This window comes from Streptomyces incarnatus, assembly GCF_001027185.1.
In the GTDB taxonomy this organism is placed as follows: Bacteria; Actinomycetota; Actinomycetes; order Streptomycetales; family Streptomycetaceae; genus Streptomyces; species Streptomyces puniciscabiei.
Genome location: NZ_CP011497.1, coordinates 7487320 through 7504816, shown reverse-complemented (window position 1 = coordinate 7504816; position 17497 = coordinate 7487320). Strand labels below are relative to the sequence as shown.

The following is a 17497-nucleotide window of genomic DNA, read 5'->3' as shown; positions in this document are numbered from 1 at the left end:
GACCGGGTGCCGCTGCGCCCACCCGCGCCGCCCCAGCGGCACGACTGCCCGCAGCGGCGGCGGAACCTGGCAGCCGACGGCACCGCAGCGCCCCAGAGGGGCGCGGGGAACTGCGCGATCAGCCCCCACGCACCCGCACCCGCGCACGGCCTCACTCGGCCCACCCCCGTAGGCGCCCCGGCCAACGCGACGCAGTCACTCCGTCGCGATGGCCCGCAGCACGTCCAGCCGTGCCGCACGGCCGGCCGGGCGGAGGCCCGCCAGTGCGCCGGCGGTGAGGCCGACGAGGGCGACCACCGCAAGCCGGGCGGGCGGCAGGGCGAAGGCGAAGGCGGTGTCGCTCGCGCCGTCGGAGGCCTTGACCAGCACCCAGCCGAGGAAGGCGCCGAGTCCGAGACCGCCGGCCGTACCGAACCCGGCGACCAGGACCGACTCCCAGCGGACCATGGCCCGCAGCTGGCCGCGGGTCTGGCCGACGGCCCGCAGCAGGCCCAGTTCCCGGGTGCGTTCGTGCAGCGCGAGGGTCAGTGTGTTGGCGATGCCGAGCAGGGCGATGACCACCGCGAGGGCGAGCAGCGCGTAGACGAGGGTCAGCATCATGTCGATGCCGGCCGCCGAGGACTGCGCGTACTCGTCCCGGGTCTGCACGGACGGGTTGCCGTACCGCGCGGCGACCCTCTTCACCGCCGCCTTGCCCGCGTCCGTGCTCACCCCGCGCTTGAAGGTGACGGCGATCAGCGAGTCGGCGTCCTGGGTGCGGTGCGGGGCCCAGGCGGCGCGGGTGATGACGTAGTCGCCGGCGAGGTCCGACCGGCCGTACACGGCACGGACGGTGAAGTCGTCCCTCCGGCCGTCGGTGAAGGTCAGCCTGGCCGTGTCGCCGGTGCTCGCGGGTGAGGGCGATGCCGTCGGTGCCGAGGTCGCGCAGCGAGCCGGTGACCATGCCGAGGTCGAAGGTGCGGGCGAGCGCGACCGGGTCCGTGACGGTCAACGCCCTTCCCCGGCCGTCGACTTCGGCGACCCCGCGCCCCAGGCCCACGGCCGTGTCCACCTGGGGCAGCCGCTGGAGTGCGGGGGCGAGCCGGGGGCTGAGTCCACTGCCGCCCGCGCCGAAGGAGGGACTGCTGACGGCGACGTCGCCGGCGAAGGACCGGGACACCGTGCGGTCCATCGTGGCCTTCAGCGAGGCCCCGAAGACGGTGAACAGCGCCACGACGGCCACACCGATCATCAGCGCGCTCGCGGTGGCCGCCGTCCGCTTCGGGCTGCGCAGGGCGTTGCGCCGGGCCAGCGAGCCGGTGACCCCGCGCAGCCGGTCCAGGGGCCCGCCGAGCAGCCGTACGGCCGTGGTGGCGGCGACCGGGCCGAGCACGACGAACGCCGCCAGGGCGAGCACCGCGCCCACTCCCGCCAGCCACACGGACGGGGAGACCAGGACGCCGGTCAGGGTCGCGGCGAGCGCCGGCGCGCCGAGGCCACCCCCGGCGATCGCACGGACGCGGGAGGCACCGGAGGCGTCGACGGCCGTCTCGCGCAGGGCGGCGAGCGGTGCCGTCCGTCCGGCGCGCCGGGCCGGCAGGAGCGCGGAGCCCAGGCAGACCACGATCCCCACCGCGAGCGGCAGCACCATCGACATCGTCTTGATCACCAGGGCGCCGTCGGGGAACGGGAATCCGATCGCCGGGAACAGCGCCTGGAGCCCTGCGGCGATGCCGATGCCGCCCGCGAGTCCGGTGAGGGACGCGGTGACCGCGACCAGGCAGGCCTCGGCGAGGGCGGCGGCGGTCACCTGGCGGCGGGCCGCGCCGAGGGCACGCAACAGGGCGTTCTCACGGGTGCGTTGGGCGACCACGATGGCGAACGTGTTGTGGATGGAGAAGGTGGCGACGAGCAGGGCGACACCGGAGAACACGAGCAGGAAGGTGGTGAAGACGGTCAGGAACTGGCTGGAGATCATGTCGGTGTTCTCCTGAGCCGCCTGCTGTCCGGTGATGGCCTCGACTCCCTCGGGCAGCACCGGAGTCAGGCGCCGGACCAACTCCCGCTGGCTGACTCCGCGTTCGGCCCGCACCACGATGGACGCCGCCCGGCCGGGCCGGGCGGTGAGGTACTTCTCGGCGTCGGCCCGGGTCATGCCGGTGAACGTCACCTGGGCCATGCCGTCCTGCCCGCCGAAGGTGGCGAGGCCGACGACGGTGACCCTGACCGGATCCGGGGTGCGCAGGGTCGTGGTGTCACCGATCTTCAGACCGCCCTTCTCGGCGGCACCCCGGTTGACCACGACCTCGCCCGGCCTGGCCGGAGCCCGGCCTGCGGCGAGCCGGTACGGGTTGAGCCGCGCGTCGGTGATCCAGTTGCCGGCGACGGTGGGCGGTCCCTGGCCGCCGACCGGCTTGCCGTCGGAGCCGACCAGCTGGCCGGCGCCCTGGATGTCCGGTACCGCCGCGGCCACACCGGGCACCCGCTCGACGGTCTTCACCAGCGAGGTGTCCACCGGGCGCCGTACGCCCTGGGCCTCGCCGGGTGTGGTGATGGCGTCGGCGCCGCGTACGACGGCGTCCGTGCCGCTGGTGGCCTCGCCGAACATGCTGCCGAAGCTCGCGCGCAGTGTGTCGCCCACGACGAGGGTGCCGGTGAGGAAGGCGACGCCGAGGAACACCGCGAGGAAGGTGCCGGTGAACCGGCGCCGGTGCGCGCGCAGGGAGGTGAGGCCGAGCCGGAGCGAGGCGCTCATGTCCGCACCTCGAAGGCCTTCATGCGGTCCAGGACCCGGTCCGCGGTCGGCGACTCCATCCGGTCGACCAGCCGTCCGTCGGCGAGGAAGAGCACCTCGTCGGCGTGCGCGGCGGCCACCGGGTCGTGGGTGACCATGACGACCGTGCGGTCCATCCGCCGCACCGCCCGGCCGAGGAGCCCGAGGACCTCGGCGCCGGAGCGGGAGTCGAGGTTTCCGGTCGGCTCGTCGGCGAAGACCACGTCGGGCCGCGCGGCGAACGCCCGGGCCACGGCGACGCGTTGCTGCTGGCCGCCGGAGAGTTCCGAGGGCCGGTGGTGCAGCCGGTCGCGCAGGCCGACGACGTCGACGAGGGCATCGATCCACTCCCGGTCACCGCGCCGTCCGGCCAGGTCCAGGGGCAGCGTGATGTTCTCCGCGACGGTCAGCGTCGGCACCAGGTTGAACGCCTGGAACACGAAGCCGATCCGGTCGCGGCGCAGCAGGGTCAGGCGCCGGTCGTCCAGCGCGCCGAGTTCCGTGTCGCCGATCCAGGCGGCGCCGGAGGTGAGCGTGTCGAGGCCGGCCGCGCAGTGCATGAGGGTGGACTTGCCGGAGCCCGAGGGGCCCATGATGGCCGTGAAGCGTCCGGCGGGAAAGGAGACGTCGACGCCGTCCAGGGCGCGTACGGCGGTGTCGCCACCGCCGTACACCTTCACCGCGCCCACCACACGGGCCGCGGCCCGCAGTGCGGTCGTGGTCATGCCGCGCCTCCCTTGCCCGTACGGCCGAACCGCTCCTCCAGGACGGACAGACGGCGCCAGTACTCGTCCTCGTCGATCTCACCGGAGGCGAAGCGGCGGCCGAGGACCGCGAGCGGGGAGTCACCCGCGGGGCGTCCGCCGTCCATGGGCCGCCAGGGGCCGCCGCGGCCGCGCCACCCGGTGCGGCGCAGGAACGTGACGGCGCCGGCCACCACGGCCGCCCAGATCAGCGGGAAGAACAGGATCCACGGGCCGGGACCGCCGTCCCAGTCGGCCAGGGTCTGCATCTCGGGTCATCTCCCTTGTCGGTTTCTCTCTGCCGGGATGTCACGAGAGTCCCTTCGGGAGGGGGTCCGGGTCGTCGTGCGGCCGGCGGCAGTGCGGGTACCTCGCGGGGAGTACGGCGGGGGCGGCGGGCTGCTCCCCGGGGACCGCGGGCGGCTTCCGGGCGGCTCGCGGGCGGCTTCGGGGCGAGTCGCGAGCGGCTTCGGGAGGCTGGCGATTGTAACTACTAGTATGTACAGTGACTGCATGAGCACCTCGGAACGACTGATCGAGTCCACGCGTGAGCTGCTGTGGGAGCGCGGCTACGTGGGCACGAGCCCCAAGGCGATCCTGGAGCGCGCGGGTGCCGGCCAGGGCAGCATGTACCACCACTTCAAGGGCAAGCCGGAGCTCGCCCTGGCGGCGATCCGGCGCACGGCCGAGGAACTGCGCGCCACCGCGGAGCGGGTCCTGGGCGGTCCGGGCACCCCGTACGAGCGCATCGAGGCGTATCTGCTGCGCGAGCGTGACGTGCTGCGCGGCTGCCCGATCGGGCGGCTGACCATGGACCCGGACATCATCGCCAGCGACGAGCTGCGCGCACCGGTGGACGAGACGATCGCGTGGATCCGGGAGCGGATCGCCGGGATCGTCGAAGAGGGCAAGGTACAGGGGCAGTTCGCACCCTCGCTGGACGGCGAGGAGATCGGCGCGGCCGTCCTCGCCACCCTGCAGGGCGGCTATGTCCTCGCCCGCGCCGCCGGCTCCCCCGCCGCCTTCGACGCCGGGGTGCGCGGTCTGCTCTCCCTGCTCGCACCCCGAACTCCCGGACAGGAGAACTGAGTCACGTGCACATCACCAGACGGCGTCCCGACACCCGGCAGGGCCCGGCGGAGAACTTCACCGGCACGGTCTGGCTGGACGAGCTGGCCGCGCCCCCCGCGCCCTCCCGGCTGCGCTTGTTCAACGTCCACTTCGCCCCGGGCGCCCACACGGCCTGGCACCGGCACCCGCACGGCCAGGTGCTGCACGTGCTGGAGGGCGAGGGGCTGGTGCAGCGCAGGGGCGGTGCGGTGGAGGCGATCCGCGCGGGCGACACGGTGTGGATCGAGCCGGACGAATGGCACTGGCACGGCGCCGCGCCCCGCACCTTCATGACCCACCTCGCGGTCGTGGAGGCCGCCGAGGACGGCACGACCACCGAGTGGCACGCGCACGTGGACGACTACCCCGCCTGAGAAGGGACACACGACATGCACGCCATGCAGTACGAGTACACCCTGCCCGCGGACTACGACATGGGCGTCATCCGCTCCCGCGTCGCCGGTGTCGCGCACCTGCTGGACGACTGGGACGGCCTGGGCATCAAGACGTACGTGCTGCGCGAGCGCGGGGTGCACGGCTCGCCGGCGAACCAGTACGGGCCGTTCTACCTCTGGAACACCATGGAGGGCATGAACAGCTTCCTGTGGGGAGGTGCCTTCCAGAGGCCGGTCGACGACTTCGGGCGGCCGGCGATCCGGCAGTGGACCGGCCTGGCGTTCGAGGAGGGCGCCGCCGGCGGGTCCGCACCCGCCTTCGCCGTGCGCCGACGGCAACCGGTGCCCGAGGGCGTGGAGTTGGCCGCCTTCATGGCGGACGCGGCCGCCGAGACCGGGCGGCTGGCGGCGGAGGACGGCGCGGTCCTCGCGGCGGCGGCCGTGGACACGCGCGCGTGGGAGCTGGTCCACTTCTCGCTCTGGGAGCACGACACGCCCAAGGCCGACGGCGACCTCTACCAGGTGCTGCACCTGTCCGCGCCCGGCCGCGCCCGGCTCCCGCGCGGGCGGCAGTGGTGAGCCAGGTCCGTACGGTCCTCGGTGACATCCCGCCCGAGGAGCTGGGCGTGTGCGACGCGCACGACCATCTCTTCCTGCGCAGCCCGCGGTTGCCCGGCCAGGAGCTGGACGACCTGTCGGCCGCGCGGGCCGAGCTGGCCGCGTTCCGGGCGGCGGGCGGAGCGGCCGTCGTGCAGTGGACGCCGTACGGCATGGGACGGCGGGCGGCGGACCTGCCGGAGCTCTCCCGGGCCACCGGTGTACGGCTCGTGTGCGCCACGGGCCTGCACCAAGCCGCCCACTACGACCCCGAGTTGCTCGACAAGCTGCGCGGCGGCGGCCTCGCCGGGCTCTTCGTGTCCGAGCTGACCGACGGCATCGGTACGACCGGGGTGCGAGCCGGGCTGATCAAGGTCGCGGGCGGTTTCCACGCGCTCGACACGCACGCCCGCTGGACCATGACGGCGGCGGCCGAGGCACACCACGCCACGGGTGCGCCCATCGCCGTCCACCTGGAGATGGGCACCGCCGCGCTGGACGTGGTCGAGCTGCTGTGCGGCGAGTTGGGCGTCCCCGGGCACCGGGTGATCCTGGGCCATCTGAACCGCTTCCCCGACCCGGTGGTGCAGCGGCAGGCCGCCGAGTCCGGGTGCTGGCTGGCCTTCGACGGGCCCTCCCGCGCGCATCACGCCACGGACTGGCGGATGCCGGAAGCGGTACGGGCTCTGGCGGACGCCGGCTTCGCTGACCGGCTGCTGCTCGGCGGGGACACCGTGGTCGCCGGGTCCCGCTCGGTCGACGGCGGGCCCGGCATGCCGTATCTGCTGCGCAGGGCTTGGCCGCGGCTTGAGGTGGAGCTGGGTGCGGAGTTGGTGGCGCGGATGCTCATCGAACATCCTGGGCGGGCGTTTGCTGTCGACTGGCGGTAGGTGTCCTTCGCCCTTGAGGGGCGCGATCACGCCACGGAAATGCCGACGAATGGGCGGAGTTTCGCCGCCGAAGCCAGGGCCTCGTGCACCGGGTGTTCGGTGAAACGCGTCAAAAGACCCTGGTCCGAGGGGAGTTCCGACAGCGGATAGGCGATCTGCTCACATGCGGACTGAAAGCGCGGACCCCAGCGGCGGGCGCCGAGGCGGGCCGAGCGGGAGCAGTTGTCGACCATGTGGGCCACGTCGGTAACCCGGCAGCGGGCCGGAATGACCCTGATTTACCGCTTCTGCCGAGGCCCCCTCACATGTATTCCAACGCTGTGCGCGACGGTGATCGTTCCCGTTTCGGATGTGACTCTTCCCCCGCCGGCCGGGGCTTTTCGTGGCTGCCCTGAGCTCCGCATACTCGCCCGTCGGCGGTACTGACGACGGCGACGAACGACGGCCGGGAACCGGGGGTTTGATGAGAACGGAAGCAGCCAAGGGCGAGCGCCGGGAATCCTGGCTGGTCGCGCGCGGCATCATGCTGGAGCGAGGCCCTCGGCGCACGCTCGCCGCCGCCAGCTTCGTGAACATGCTCGGCAGCAGTGTGTTCACACTGACGGCCGCCCTCTACTTCACCCGCTGTGTGGGCCTGTCGGCGGCGCAGGTCGGTCTCGGCATGGGCGTCGGCGCGCTGGTGGGGCTCCTCGCCGGGGTTCCCGTGGGACGGATAGCGGACCGGCGCGGGCCGCGCGGGGTGTACCGGGCGACCCTGACGGCTCAGGCCGTCGCCATGGCGCTGCTGGTCCTCGTCCGTTCGTTCTGGCTCTACACGGCGCTGCTCTGCCTCACCGAACTCGCCGGCTCGGCCGCCCAGGCGGCCCGTGGGCCGCTCGTGCGCGGCCTGGGCGGACCGCGCCCCGCGCGGTTCCGGGCCTATCTGCGTGCCGCCGTCAACCTGGCCTCCACGCTCGGCGCCCTGCCGGCGGCGCTCGTCGTGCAGCTGGATTCTCGCCCGGGGTACGTGTGCCTCGTGCTGGGCAACGCCCTCAGCTACCTGGTCACCGCAGTGATCGTCGGCCGGCTGCCCGATCTGCCGCCGGTGCAGGCACCGTCGGGCACCGGCCGCCGGTCGGCGCTGCGGGACCACCGGTACCTGGTGATCACCGCGCTCAACGGCGTGCTGTCCATGAACGGCGCGGTCCTGGTCTTCGCCCTGCCGCTGTGGATCGTGGGTCACACCCACGCCCCGCGCTGGTTCGCCGGCACCAGCGTGCTGCTGAACACCGTCATGGTGATCCTGCTGCAGGTCAGGACCGGCCGGAGTGTCGACTCCGGCGCCCGGGCCGCACGCGCGTGGCGGCAGGCGGGCTTCGCGTTCCTGGCCGGGACGACCCTCATCGCCTGCGCCTCCGGAATGCCGGCCTGGTCCGCCGTCCTGCTGGTCCTGCTCGGCGTGGGCGTGCACACCCTGGGCGAACTCCGCCATGCCGCCGGTTCCTTCGAGCTGCGCTACGCCCTCGCTCCGGCGCACGCCCAGGGCCAGTACTCGGGCGTCTTCCTCTTCGGCAGCGGCCTGGCCGGCGTCGCGGCACCGTCCGTCCTGGCCTGGCTCTGTCTCGCCCGGGGCGAGCCGGGCTGGATATGCCTGGGCGCCGTGTTCTGCTGCGCGGGGCTCGTGGCGCCGTCGGCGGCCCGCTGGGCGCTGCGGTCCCGCCCGGACGAGCTGCCGGGCGGCGCTGCCGGGTGACGGAGAGGCCCCGCCGAGGAGGACGGTACCGCCGTCAGCGCAGCGCCCCGAGCGGGTCGTCCAGGACCGGCTGCCAGGCCAGTTCGGCGGCTCCGACCAGGCTGTTGTGGTCCAGGGTGCAGGGCAGGATGGGCACCCCGCCGCTCTGGCCCCACAGGCTGCGGTCGGCGACCACCGCGCGCAGCCGGCCGGGGTCGGCGTCCAGGAGGGTGCGGTGCAGGCCGCCGAGGATGATGCGGTCGGGGTTGAGGATGTTGACCAGTCCGGCCAGCCCCAGGCCCAGGCGGTCGATCAGGGCCTCGGCGGCCGCGCGGACGGCCGGGTCGTCGTACTGGGTGCGCAACAGGTCGTTGGCCTGCTGGAGCAACGACACCTCGGGGCCCGGCTCGCGGCCGGCCTCGACCAGCAGGGCCAGCGGGTCGGCCTCGACGTCCAGGCAGCCGCGGCTGCCGCAGTGACAGGGGCGGCCCTCCGGGTTGACCGTGAGGTGACCGACCTCCAGGGCGAGCCCCGAACTGCCGGTGTGCAGGCGGCCGTCCAGTACCAGAGCGCCGCCGACACCGCGGTGTCCGGTGGCCACGCACAGCAGGTCCCGGGCGCCCCGCCCCGCGCCGTGCCGGTGTTCGGCGAGGGCCGCGAGGTTGACGTCGTTGCCGGCGAAGGCGGGCCCGGTGATGCCCGCCGCGCGCACGCACTCGGCGAAGATCCGCCGGACCGGGGCTCCGACGGGCCAGGCCAGGTGGAGGGGGTTCAGGGCGAGACCATCGGGCTCGGCCACGGCGGACGGTACGGCGAGTCCGGCGCCCACGCACCGGCGTCCGGTCGCGCGCAGGAGTTCCGCGCCCGCCTCGACGACCGAGCCGAGCACCTTCGCCGGGTCGGCGTCGACGGTCTCGCAGCCGGGCGCGGTCGCCACGATCCGCCCGCCGAGTCCGACCAGGGCCGCTCGGAAGCCGTCGGAGTGGACCTGCGCGGCCAGCGCCACCGGGCCGTCCTCGGCGACCTGGAGCCGGTGCGAGGGGCGGCCCTGGGAGCCGGCCGCGGCGCCCGGCCGGGCGTCCACCCGGATCAGCCCGAGCGCCTCCAGCTCGGCGGCCACCGCCCCGGCGGTCGCCCGGGTGACCCCGAGTTCCGCCGTGAGCACGGCCCGGGTCGGCGCCCGCCCGGTGTGCACCAGCTCCAGCGCGGGCCCGAGCGCTCCGCGCCCCCGGTCCAGCCGCGCCCTCGAGGTGGTCCTCTCCCCTGCCGCCCGGGGATCCGCCTTGCCGCTCATGAGGGCGAGTCTCCCATGATCCGCAGATGATGCGGCCTACAGGCCGCTGACCCGAAGTGTGATGTTCAGCCGACCGGACAGGCCCAACTCGGTCGGTGCGGTGCGCCCGTACACCCGCGGAACCCCATGGAACGCGAGCCGCGACGGGCCGCCGAACACGAACAGGTCGCCGCTGCGCAGTTCGACGTCCGTGTAGGGCCTGGCCCGCGTCTCGGTGTTCCCGAACCGGAAGACACAGGTGTCGCCCAGGCTCAGCGACACCACCGGCGCGTCCGACCTCTCGTCGCTGTCACGGTGCATGCCCATGCGCGCGTCGCCGTCGTAGAAGTTGATCAGCGCGATGTCGTACGCGTACGGCTCCTGCGGGCCCAGCGCGGCGACGGCGGCCCGGCGGCCCAGCTCGCCGAGCCAGGCGGGGAACGGCTTCACGGGGGCGCCGTCGCCGTCGACGGCCGTGCGGGCGTAGCCGTACGGGTACCAGTGCCGGCCAGGGCACCCGGGATTGTCCCGTACCGCCCGCCCGCAGTTCGGGCACCTGCGGACAGGACCCCAGTGCCAGCCGAGGCACACCTGGCGGGCGGTCATGGTGCCGCCGCCCGGTGTGCGCACGGTGCGCAGTCCGGCCGGTGGGAGCGCCCACTGGCGGCAGGCGGCGAGCAGCTCGCGCTGCGCGTCGGCGTCCAGCCAGTCCGGGACGTGCACGGCGCCCGGCGCGACGCGAGCGCGCTCCCGGGGAAACAGCTCGTCCTCCATGCGCTCCATCGTGCCGCAGGCCCGTCCCACCGGCGCTGAGCTGCGGCTCCGCTAGCCTGGGAGGCACGATGAGCGACCGTATGACGACACCGTGGGGCGAGGTCGAGCTGTCCCGCTTCCCCGAGGATCCCCGCGACCGGCTGCGCGCCTGGGACGCCTCAGACGCGTACCTGCTGCGCCACCTGGCCGAGGAGGGGGTGCCGCTCGCGGGCGCGGTCGTGGTGCTCGGGGACCGCTGGGGCGCGCTGGCCACGGCGCTCGCGGAGCACCGGCCGACGCAGATCACCGACTCCTTCCTGAGCCAGGAGGCGACCCGGGCGAATCTGGCCCGGGCCGGTGTGCAGCCCGGTGCCGTGCGGTTGCTGACCACCCAGGATCCGCCGCCGCAGCGGGTGGACGTGCTGCTGGTGCGGGTGCCGAAGAGCCTGGCGCTGCTGGAGGACCAGCTGCTGCGGCTGGCGCCCGCCGTGCACGCCGGCACGGTGGTCGTCGGCACCGGGATGGTGAAGGAGATCCACACCTCCACGCTGCAGCTGTTCGAGCGGATCCTCGGCCCGACCCGGACCTCACTGGCCCGCCAGAAGGCCCGGCTGATCTTCTGCACCCCCGACCCGGCGCTGGAGCGGCCGGCGAACCCGTGGCCGTACGGCTACGACCTGCCGGACGGCATCGGGGCGGTCTCCGGCCGCCCGGTCGTCAACCACGCCGGCGTCTTCTGCGCCGACCGCCTCGACGTCGGCACCCGCTTCTTCCTCCAGCACCTGCCCGCCCCGGGCGCGGGCCGCGTGGTGGACCTCGGCTGCGGCAACGGCGTCGTCGGTACGGCGATGGCGCTCGCGGACCCGTCGGCCGAGGTGCTGTTCGTGGACGAGTCCTTCCAAGCGGTGGCCTCGGCGGAGGCGACCTACAAGGCCAACGGTGTGCCCGGGCACGCCGAGTTCCGGGTCGGGGACGGACTGGCCGGGGTGGCGCCGGGCAGTGTGGACCTGGTCCTGAACAACCCGCCGTTCCACTCCCACCAGGCGACGACCGACGCGACGGCGTGGCGCATGTTCACGGGGGCACGGCGCTCGCTCAGGCCGGGGGGTGAGCTGTGGGTGATCGGGAACCGGCACCTGGGCTACCACGTGAAGCTGAGGAGGTTGTTCGGGAACTGCGAACTGGTGGCCTCCGACCCGAAGTTCGTGGTGCTGAGGGCGGTCAGGAAGGGCTAGGGCGGTCAGGAGCCGGGCCGGTCAGGACAGGACCCCGATGATCCGGCGCACTTCGCAAGCCATCGCCTCCCGCCCCACGCTCAGGTACTTACGGGAGTCGACCGCCTCCGGGTGCGCCGCGAGGAAGTCGCGGATCGCGGCGGTCATGGCCACGTTGAGGGCCGTGCCGACGTTGACCTTGGCAATGCCGCCGGCCACCGCCGTGATCAGGCCGTCGTCCGGCACCCCGGAGGAGCCGTGCAGGACCAGCGGGACGGACAGCGCGGCGGACAGCCGCCCCAACAGGCCGTGATCGAGGGCGGCGGTGCGGGTGGTCATCGCGTGCACGCTGCCGACGGCGACGGCCAGCGCGTCGACACCGGTGCCCGCGACGAAGTCACGGGCCTGGTCGGGGTCAGTGCGGGCGCCGGGTGCGTGGGCGTCCAGCGCCGGCCTGCCGTCCTTGCCGCCGATCTGGCCCAACTCGGCCTCGATCCACAGCCCTTGGGCGTGGGCCCAGTCGGCGGCGGTCCGGGTGGCGGAGAGGTTCTCGGCGTACGGCAGCCGGGCCGCGTCGTACATCACCGAGCTGAACCCGGCGTCGGCCGCCTGGCGCAGCAGGTGGTCGCTCTGCACGTGGTCCAGGTGCAACGCGACGGGCACGGTGGCGCGTTCGGCCGCGGCGACGGCGGCCCTGGCGAGCGGCAGCAGCCGCCCGTAGCGGAACTTGACGGCGTTCTCGCTGACCTGGAGCACGACGGGCGCGCCGGCCGACTCGGCGCCGGCGATGACGGCCTCGACGTGCTCCAGGGTGATGATGTTGAACGCGGCGACGGCGGAGCGGGTCGCGGCGGCTGAGGTGACCAGCTCGCCGGTGGACGCAAGGGGCACGTGGGGTGTTCCTTCCGGGCGCGGCTCGGGGTTCAGGGGGCGAGGATCACCGAGCGGGTCAGATGGCGCGGCTGGTCGGGGTCGAGTCCGCGCGCGGCGGCGACGGCCACCGCGAGGCGCTGGACCCGGACGAGTTCGGCGAGCGGATCGAGGCCGCCCGCTATCCACAACCCGCCGGTGGTGCGGACCTGTGCGGCGAGCCCGTCCGGCGCCTCGCCGAGCATCCAGGTGGCCGTGCCCTCGGTGGTGATGCTGATCGGGCCGTGCCGGTACTCCATCGCCGGATACGCCTCCGTCCAGGACAGCGAGGCCTCCCGCATCTTCAGCCCGGCCTCGCTCGCGAGCCCGACGGTCCAGCCGCGCCCGAGGAAGGTGAACTGGGTGCAGGCGGTCAGCCCTTCGGGAAGAGGGGTGGAGAGGGCCGTGCGCGCATCGGTGACGACGGCGTCGGTGTGCAGGCCGAGATGGGTGCGCAGCAGGGTGAGCGCGGTGGTGGCGAACCGGGTCTGGACGACGGAGCGTTCGTCGGCGAAGTCCAGCACCACGAGGTCGTCGGCGGCCGACGCCACCGGGGTGTCCTGGTCGCCGGTGATGGCCGTGGTCCGGGTCCTTCCCCTCAACTCGCCCAGCAGCTCCAGCACTTCGGTGGTGGTGCCGGAGCGGGTGAGGGCCACCACCCGGTCGTAGACGCGCCCGTACGGATACTCGGAGGCCGCGAACGCGTCGGTCTCGCCCTGGCCCGCGCCCTCGCGCAGGGCGGCCACCGCCTGGGCCATGAAGTACGAGGTCCCGCACCCCACGATCGCGACCCGCTCCCCAGGCGCCGGCAGCGCGTGCCGGTACCGCCCCGCCTCCTGGGCCGCCCGTATCCAGCACTCCGGCTGGCTGTTCAGCTCGTTCTCGACATGGGTCATGCCCACCCCTCCCCTTGCTGCTTGTTCCTGCAAGATACTGCGCTATTTCGAGCATAATCAAGCATCTGTGCGCAGGGCGAGGTGCGCTAGGGTCACCGGGAACACTTCGGAACGGAGGCTGCGGATGTCCCGGGACGCCCGCTGGAAGGCGCTGCTGGAACTGCTCGTCGAGCGCGGCCGGCTGGACGTGGAGGAGGCGGCGGCCGAGCTGGAGGTGTCGGCGGCGACGATCCGCCGGGACTTCGACCAGCTCGCCGAGCAGCAGATGCTGGTGCGCACCCGGGGCGGCGCGGTGGTGCACGGGGTGTCGTACGAACTCCCGCTGCGCTACAAGACGGCCCGCCGCGCCTCGGAGAAGCAGCGCATCGCCAAGGCCGTGGCCGAACTCGTCGCGCCGGGCGAGGCGGTGGGGCTGACCGGCGGCACGACCACCACGGAGGTGGCCCGCGCCCTGGCTGTACGCGGCGATCTGTCCACCGGATCGCCCGCGCTGACCATCGTCACCAACGCGCTCAACATCGCCAACGAGCTCGCCGTGCGGCCCCAGTTCAAGATCGTGGTGACGGGCGGCGTGGCCCGCCCGCAGTCCTACGAGCTCATCGGCCCGCTCGCGGACGGGGTGCTCGGGCAGATCACGCTCGACGTGGCGGTGCTCGGGGTCGTCGCCTTCGACGTCACGCACGGCGCGGCGGCGCACGACGAGGCGGAGGCCGCGATCAACCGGCTGCTGTGCGAGCGCGCCGAGCGGGTGGTGGTCGCCGCCGACTCCAGCAAACTGGGCCAGCGGGCGTTCGCCCGGATCTGCGGGGCGGAGCTGGTCGGCACCCTCGTGACGGACACGGCGGTGGGACAGGAGACGGTACGCCGCTTCGAGGAGGCGGGCGTCCGGGTCCTCACGGTGTGACGACGGCACCGGCACGGGCGGGCGTGTGCGGGCCCCGGCTCGGGGAGGGCCTCGCAGGCGTGCACCAGGCGCGGCTCCGGCGCGTCCGTGGGGACACCGGCCCGAGCAGGTCCTCGCGGGCGACGGCGCGAGTGATCCATGCGGGTGCGGGCTCGGGCAAGCCCCTCGCTCCCCGCTCAGATGCCGCCGAGATCGGCCTTCACGAAGCCCGCGCCACGCTGGTCGTTGCAGCCCACCGGCGGCCGGTCGAGCGGGTCGGGCCAGGTCTGCTGGGCCTGGAGCGCCACGCTCACCAGGGTCAGCAGCAGGTCGACGTCGCTCGCCGCGTCCAGGCGCAGGGTCACCCACTGCGAGCCGGGCACGATCCTGATCGCGCCGGAGCCCCGGAGATCCTTGGCGAACCGCCGGATCGCCCGGTCGGTCAGCCGCAGGTCCACATCGCGGTCCGAGTGGAAGTGGGCGATCTCGCCCTGGGCCGAACTCACCGCCTGTCCAAGGCCGCAGCTCGGGACCGCCCGGCTCAGGTCGGGCCAGGTCGCCAGTTGCGCGAGCGCGCGCGAGGCCAACGTCATGGGCCCATCATGGACCGCTCACCCCTCGGCAACCAGCTCGTGAGCAAGCATTAACCGACCTGTATCCGGCCACGGAACGCGCAGAGACGCCCGCACGGAACCCCCAAAGCGGCACATTCTCCGCCGCGTTGATGCCGCCACCGGCGCCAGTCGGCTCAAGTCGATGCAGGTCAAGGCCACATGGCCGGCTCTCGGCCAAGCGCTCCTCGTTCACCCGGCCGCCGGGGCAGCCGAAGCGTGACAGGGAGCCGTCGTCGCCGAAGCGGGTGACGGCGCGGATCCGGCTGTCTCGCATCGTGAGAGCAACAAACCCATGGGAGGGTGCGATCCGGCCGCCGCGCTCACGCGGACAGCTCTCGCCCGCGGGCGCGGCGCGCGGGGATCCCGGCGGAACCGGCCGCCCGCGGGTGACGGGCGCCGCGGCAACCGGGCGGTCGCGGCACGCCTCCCGGCCCTCGAGCGGCTCACCGGACGTCATCGGTGCCCAGCCGGTGGCGCGCGGGCCTCAAGGCCGCTCTGCTCCCTACGGGGGCGTGGGCCGCGTCGCCGACCCGCGCCCTGCCCCGCGCCCCCTCGCCTCGACCGCACCGGCACGCTGCCGCACCCCTCCGGCATATCTCTTGCCCTGCCCCCGCGCACCCACCTAGCCTGACTTTGTGCCGCAAATAAACAAACCCCGTTCGCACAGCGTCGTGCCGGGTGGCAGCCGCGATCTCTCCGGGCTCCGCGCCGCGCTCACCGCCTTCTTCGCCCTCGACGGGTTCGTCTTCGCGGGCTGGGTGGTCCGGATCCCGGCCATCAAGCAGCAGACGAACGCCTCTGCCGGCGCCCTCGGTCTGGCTCTCCTGGGCGTCTCCGCGGGTGCTGTGATCACCATGACGCTGACCGGTCGGCTGTGCCACCGCTACGGCAGTCATCCGGTCACCGTGGTCTGCGCCGTCCTGCTCTCCCTCAGCGTCAGCCTGCCCCCGCTGACCCACTCCGCCCCCGCCCTCGGCGCCGTACTCCTGCTCTTCGGGGCCGCCTACGGGGGGATCAACGTCGCCTTCAACAGCGCCGCCGTCGATCTGGTGGCCGCGTTGCGGCGGCCGATCATGCCGTCGTTCCATGCCGCGTTCAGCCTCGGCGGCATGATCGGCGCCGGTCTCGGCGGACTGGTCGCCGGTGCGCTCTCGCCCACACGGCATCTGCTCGGCCTCACCCTGGTCGGGCTGCTCGTCACGGCCGTCGCCGGGCGCACCCTGCTGCGACAGGAGCCGCCCGCCCCGGCGCAGCGCACCCCCTCCCCGCACCAGGAGGCACCGCCCCCGGAGACACACCGTGCCGCGGCACGGCGGACCGGCGGCCGGGGACTGGTCGTCGTCTTCGGGCTGATCGCCCTGTGCACCGCCTACGGCGAAGGCGCCATGGCCGACTGGGGCGCGCTCCACCTCCAGCAGGACCTCGCGGCGTCGTCCGGTGCGGCGGCGGCCGGGTACGCGTGTTTCGCGCTGGCCATGACCGTGGGCCGGGCGACCGGCACGACCCTGCTGGAGCGCCTCGGCCGTGCCCGCACGGTGATCGCCGGCGGCACCGTGGCGGCGGTGGGCATGCTGCTCGGCTCGCTGGCGCCGTCCGCGTGGGCCGCGCTGACCGGCTTCGCCATCACCGGGCTCGGGCTCGCCAACCTCTTCCCGGTCGCCGTGGAGCGAGCGGGTGCGCTGACCGGTCCGTCCGGCGTGGCCGTCGCCTCGACGCTGGGCTACGGCGGCATGCTGCTCGGACCGCCCGCGATCGGGTTCATGGCCGACTGGTTCTCCCTGTCGGCCGCGCTCACCAGCGTCGCGGCGCTGGCCACCGTCGCCGCGGCCATCGGGGTGTGCACACGGCGGACGCTGGGCGCGTGAGGCGGCGGCCGAAGCGAGCCGGTCACCCGTCGCACCGGAAATGCCGATGGATCGGCGCCCTCCGTCCGGCACACTCACCCCATGAACACTGCCGACTTCCTTCAGATCCTGGACCGCGAGGGCCGGTTGCTCGCGGCGGCCGCCGCCGCGGCTGGGACCGATGCCAAGGTGCCGACCTGCCCGGAGTGGCAGGTGCGCGACCTGCTGCGGCACACCGGCGCGGTGCACCGGTGGGCCACGGCCCTCGTCGCCGACGGCCACCGGGAGCCCCGCCCCTTCGGCGACGCGCCGGACCTGGACGGCGACGAACTGGTGGACTGGTACCGGGACAGCCACCGCCTGCTGGTCGACACCCTGGCCGCCGCGCCCGCCGACCTGGAGTGCTGGACCTTCCACCCGGCGCCCAACCCGTCACCGCTGGCCTTCTGGACCCGCCGGCAGGCGCACGAGACGACCGTGCACCGGTACGACGCCGAGGCCGCGCGGGGTGGTACGGCGTCGCCGGTCGCAGCGGACTTCGCGGTGGACGGCATCGACGAGCTGCTGCGGGGCTTCCACGCCCGCCCGAAGAGCCGGCTGCGCACCGAGCAGCCGCGGGTGCTGCGGGTGCGGGCGCTGAGCGCGGGGCCGGACACCGGGCCGGAGGCGGTGTGGACCGTACGGCTCACGGCCGAGCCGCCGGTGACCGTACCGGACGCGGCCGGCGAGGCGGAGGCCGAACTGGCCGGGCCCGCCGACGAGTTGTATCTGGCCCTGTGGAACCGGAAGCCGGTGCCGAACGTGTCCGGCGACCCCTCACTCGCCGCCTTCTGGCGGGAGAACAGCGGGATCTGACGCCCGGCCGCCCCGCTTCGGTCAGCCGTCTTCGTCAGCCGTCTCCGTCAGTCGGCCT

The 17497-nt window shown here is 73.9% G+C and carries 17 protein-coding genes and 1 pseudogene; 9 read left to right on the top strand and 9 right to left on the bottom strand.

What is annotated here, in order from left to right:
* Positions 1–195: 195 nt before the first annotated feature.
* The 3 genes and pseudogenes from ABB07_RS34100 to ABB07_RS34090 form a co-directional block, all read right to left on the bottom strand.
* Positions 196–2734 (bottom strand): annotated as a pseudogene (locus tag ABB07_RS34100) (ABC transporter permease).
* Complete coding sequence (locus ABB07_RS34095) at positions 2731–3477, bottom strand: ABC transporter ATP-binding protein (protein ID WP_208902320.1); 747 nt, start codon at positions 3475–3477, stop codon at positions 2731–2733. Before ABB07_RS34095 ends, ABB07_RS34100 begins: the two are co-directional and overlap by 4 nt.
* Positions 3474–3764, bottom strand: a complete 291-nt coding sequence (locus ABB07_RS34090) for an SHOCT domain-containing protein (RefSeq protein ID WP_208902319.1) — start codon at positions 3762–3764, stop codon at positions 3474–3476. Before ABB07_RS34090 ends, ABB07_RS34095 begins: the two co-directional genes overlap by 4 nt.
* Positions 3765–3993: 229 nt before the next feature.
* Between ABB07_RS34090 and ABB07_RS34085 the strand changes: the two genes are divergently transcribed.
* From ABB07_RS34085 to ABB07_RS34070, 4 genes are read left to right on the top strand one after another with little or no spacing between them, the layout of a single operon-like run.
* Positions 3994–4584 carry a TetR/AcrR family transcriptional regulator gene (locus tag ABB07_RS34085; protein WP_208902318.1) on the top strand — a complete coding sequence of 197 codons (591 nt, stop codon included), beginning with the start codon at positions 3994–3996 and terminating at the stop codon, positions 4582–4584.
* 5 nt (positions 4585–4589) lie between these two features.
* Positions 4590–4979, top strand: coding sequence for a (R)-mandelonitrile lyase (locus ABB07_RS34080; RefSeq protein ID WP_208902317.1), 390 nt, complete (start codon positions 4590–4592; stop codon positions 4977–4979).
* A 15-nt stretch (positions 4980–4994) separates the two neighbouring features.
* A complete protein-coding gene (locus ABB07_RS34075) occupies positions 4995–5579 on the top strand; it encodes a DUF4865 family protein (protein ID WP_208902316.1) in 585 nt (194 codons plus the stop codon).
* Positions 5576–6487: a phosphotriesterase family protein gene (locus tag ABB07_RS34070; protein ID WP_208902315.1), complete on the top strand. Its 912-nt coding sequence runs from the start codon at positions 5576–5578 to the stop codon at positions 6485–6487. Before ABB07_RS34075 ends, ABB07_RS34070 begins: the two co-directional genes overlap by 4 nt.
* A 26-nt stretch (positions 6488–6513) precedes the next feature.
* Here the strand turns inward: ABB07_RS34070 and ABB07_RS34065 are convergent, their stop codons facing one another.
* Complete coding sequence (locus ABB07_RS34065) at positions 6514–6729, bottom strand: hypothetical protein (protein WP_244189602.1); 216 nt, start codon at positions 6727–6729, stop codon at positions 6514–6516.
* Positions 6730–6950: 221 nt separating this feature from the next.
* Here ABB07_RS34065 and ABB07_RS34060 point away from each other — a divergent pair, with 221 nt between their 5' ends.
* Positions 6951–8219 carry an MFS transporter gene (locus tag ABB07_RS34060; protein WP_208902314.1) on the top strand — a complete coding sequence of 423 codons (1269 nt, stop codon included), beginning with the start codon at positions 6951–6953 and terminating at the stop codon, positions 8217–8219.
* A gap of 34 nt (positions 8220–8253) precedes the next feature.
* Here ABB07_RS34060 and ABB07_RS34055 read toward each other — a convergent pair whose 3' ends face one another.
* Together ABB07_RS34055 and ABB07_RS34050 are read right to left on the bottom strand one after the other, a co-directional pair.
* Positions 8254–9492, bottom strand: a complete 1239-nt coding sequence (locus ABB07_RS34055; protein ID WP_208902313.1) for an ROK family protein — start codon at positions 9490–9492, stop codon at positions 8254–8256.
* A gap of 36 nt (positions 9493–9528) precedes the next feature.
* Positions 9529–10245, bottom strand: a complete 717-nt coding sequence (locus ABB07_RS34050) for an alpha-ketoglutarate-dependent dioxygenase AlkB family protein (protein ID WP_208902312.1) — start codon at positions 10243–10245, stop codon at positions 9529–9531.
* A gap of 80 nt (positions 10246–10325) precedes the next feature.
* On the opposite strand from ABB07_RS34050, the gene ABB07_RS34045 reads away from it, so the two are divergent.
* Positions 10326–11459: a methyltransferase gene (locus ABB07_RS34045; RefSeq protein ID WP_208903730.1), complete on the top strand. Its 1134-nt coding sequence runs from the start codon at positions 10326–10328 to the stop codon at positions 11457–11459.
* Positions 11460–11480: 21 nt separating this feature from the next.
* On the opposite strand, the gene ABB07_RS34040 is transcribed toward ABB07_RS34045, so the two are convergent.
* Together ABB07_RS34040 and ABB07_RS34035 are read right to left on the bottom strand one after the other, a co-directional pair.
* Entirely contained in the window at positions 11481–12329 is an 849-nt protein-coding gene (locus ABB07_RS34040) for a class II fructose-bisphosphate aldolase (protein WP_208902311.1), read from the bottom strand.
* Between the two features lie 32 nt (positions 12330–12361).
* Positions 12362–13243 (bottom strand): SIS domain-containing protein, encoded by an 882-nt coding sequence (locus tag ABB07_RS34035; RefSeq protein WP_208902310.1) that lies wholly within the window; start codon positions 13241–13243, stop codon positions 12362–12364.
* A gap of 124 nt (positions 13244–13367) precedes the next feature.
* Here ABB07_RS34035 and ABB07_RS34030 point away from each other — a divergent pair, with 124 nt between their 5' ends.
* Positions 13368–14147 carry a DeoR/GlpR family DNA-binding transcription regulator gene (locus ABB07_RS34030; RefSeq protein WP_208902309.1) on the top strand — a complete coding sequence of 260 codons (780 nt, stop codon included), beginning with the start codon at positions 13368–13370 and terminating at the stop codon, positions 14145–14147.
* 176 nt (positions 14148–14323) lie between these two features.
* Here ABB07_RS34030 and ABB07_RS34025 read toward each other — a convergent pair whose 3' ends face one another.
* The gene (locus ABB07_RS34025) at positions 14324–14719 is read right to left on the bottom strand and encodes a luciferase domain-containing protein (protein WP_208902308.1); all 396 of its coding nucleotides are present in this window, start codon (positions 14717–14719) and stop codon (positions 14324–14326) included.
* A gap of 692 nt (positions 14720–15411) precedes the next feature.
* Between ABB07_RS34025 and ABB07_RS34020 the strand changes: the two genes are divergently transcribed.
* Both ABB07_RS34020 and ABB07_RS34015 read left to right on the top strand, forming a co-directional pair.
* Positions 15412–16605 (top strand): MFS transporter, encoded by a 1194-nt coding sequence (locus tag ABB07_RS34020; RefSeq protein WP_208903729.1) that lies wholly within the window; start codon positions 15412–15414, stop codon positions 16603–16605.
* A gap of 81 nt (positions 16606–16686) precedes the next feature.
* Positions 16687–17439, top strand: coding sequence for a maleylpyruvate isomerase family mycothiol-dependent enzyme (locus tag ABB07_RS34015; protein ID WP_208902307.1), 753 nt, complete (start codon positions 16687–16689; stop codon positions 17437–17439).
* Positions 17440–17497 lie beyond the last annotated feature (58 nt).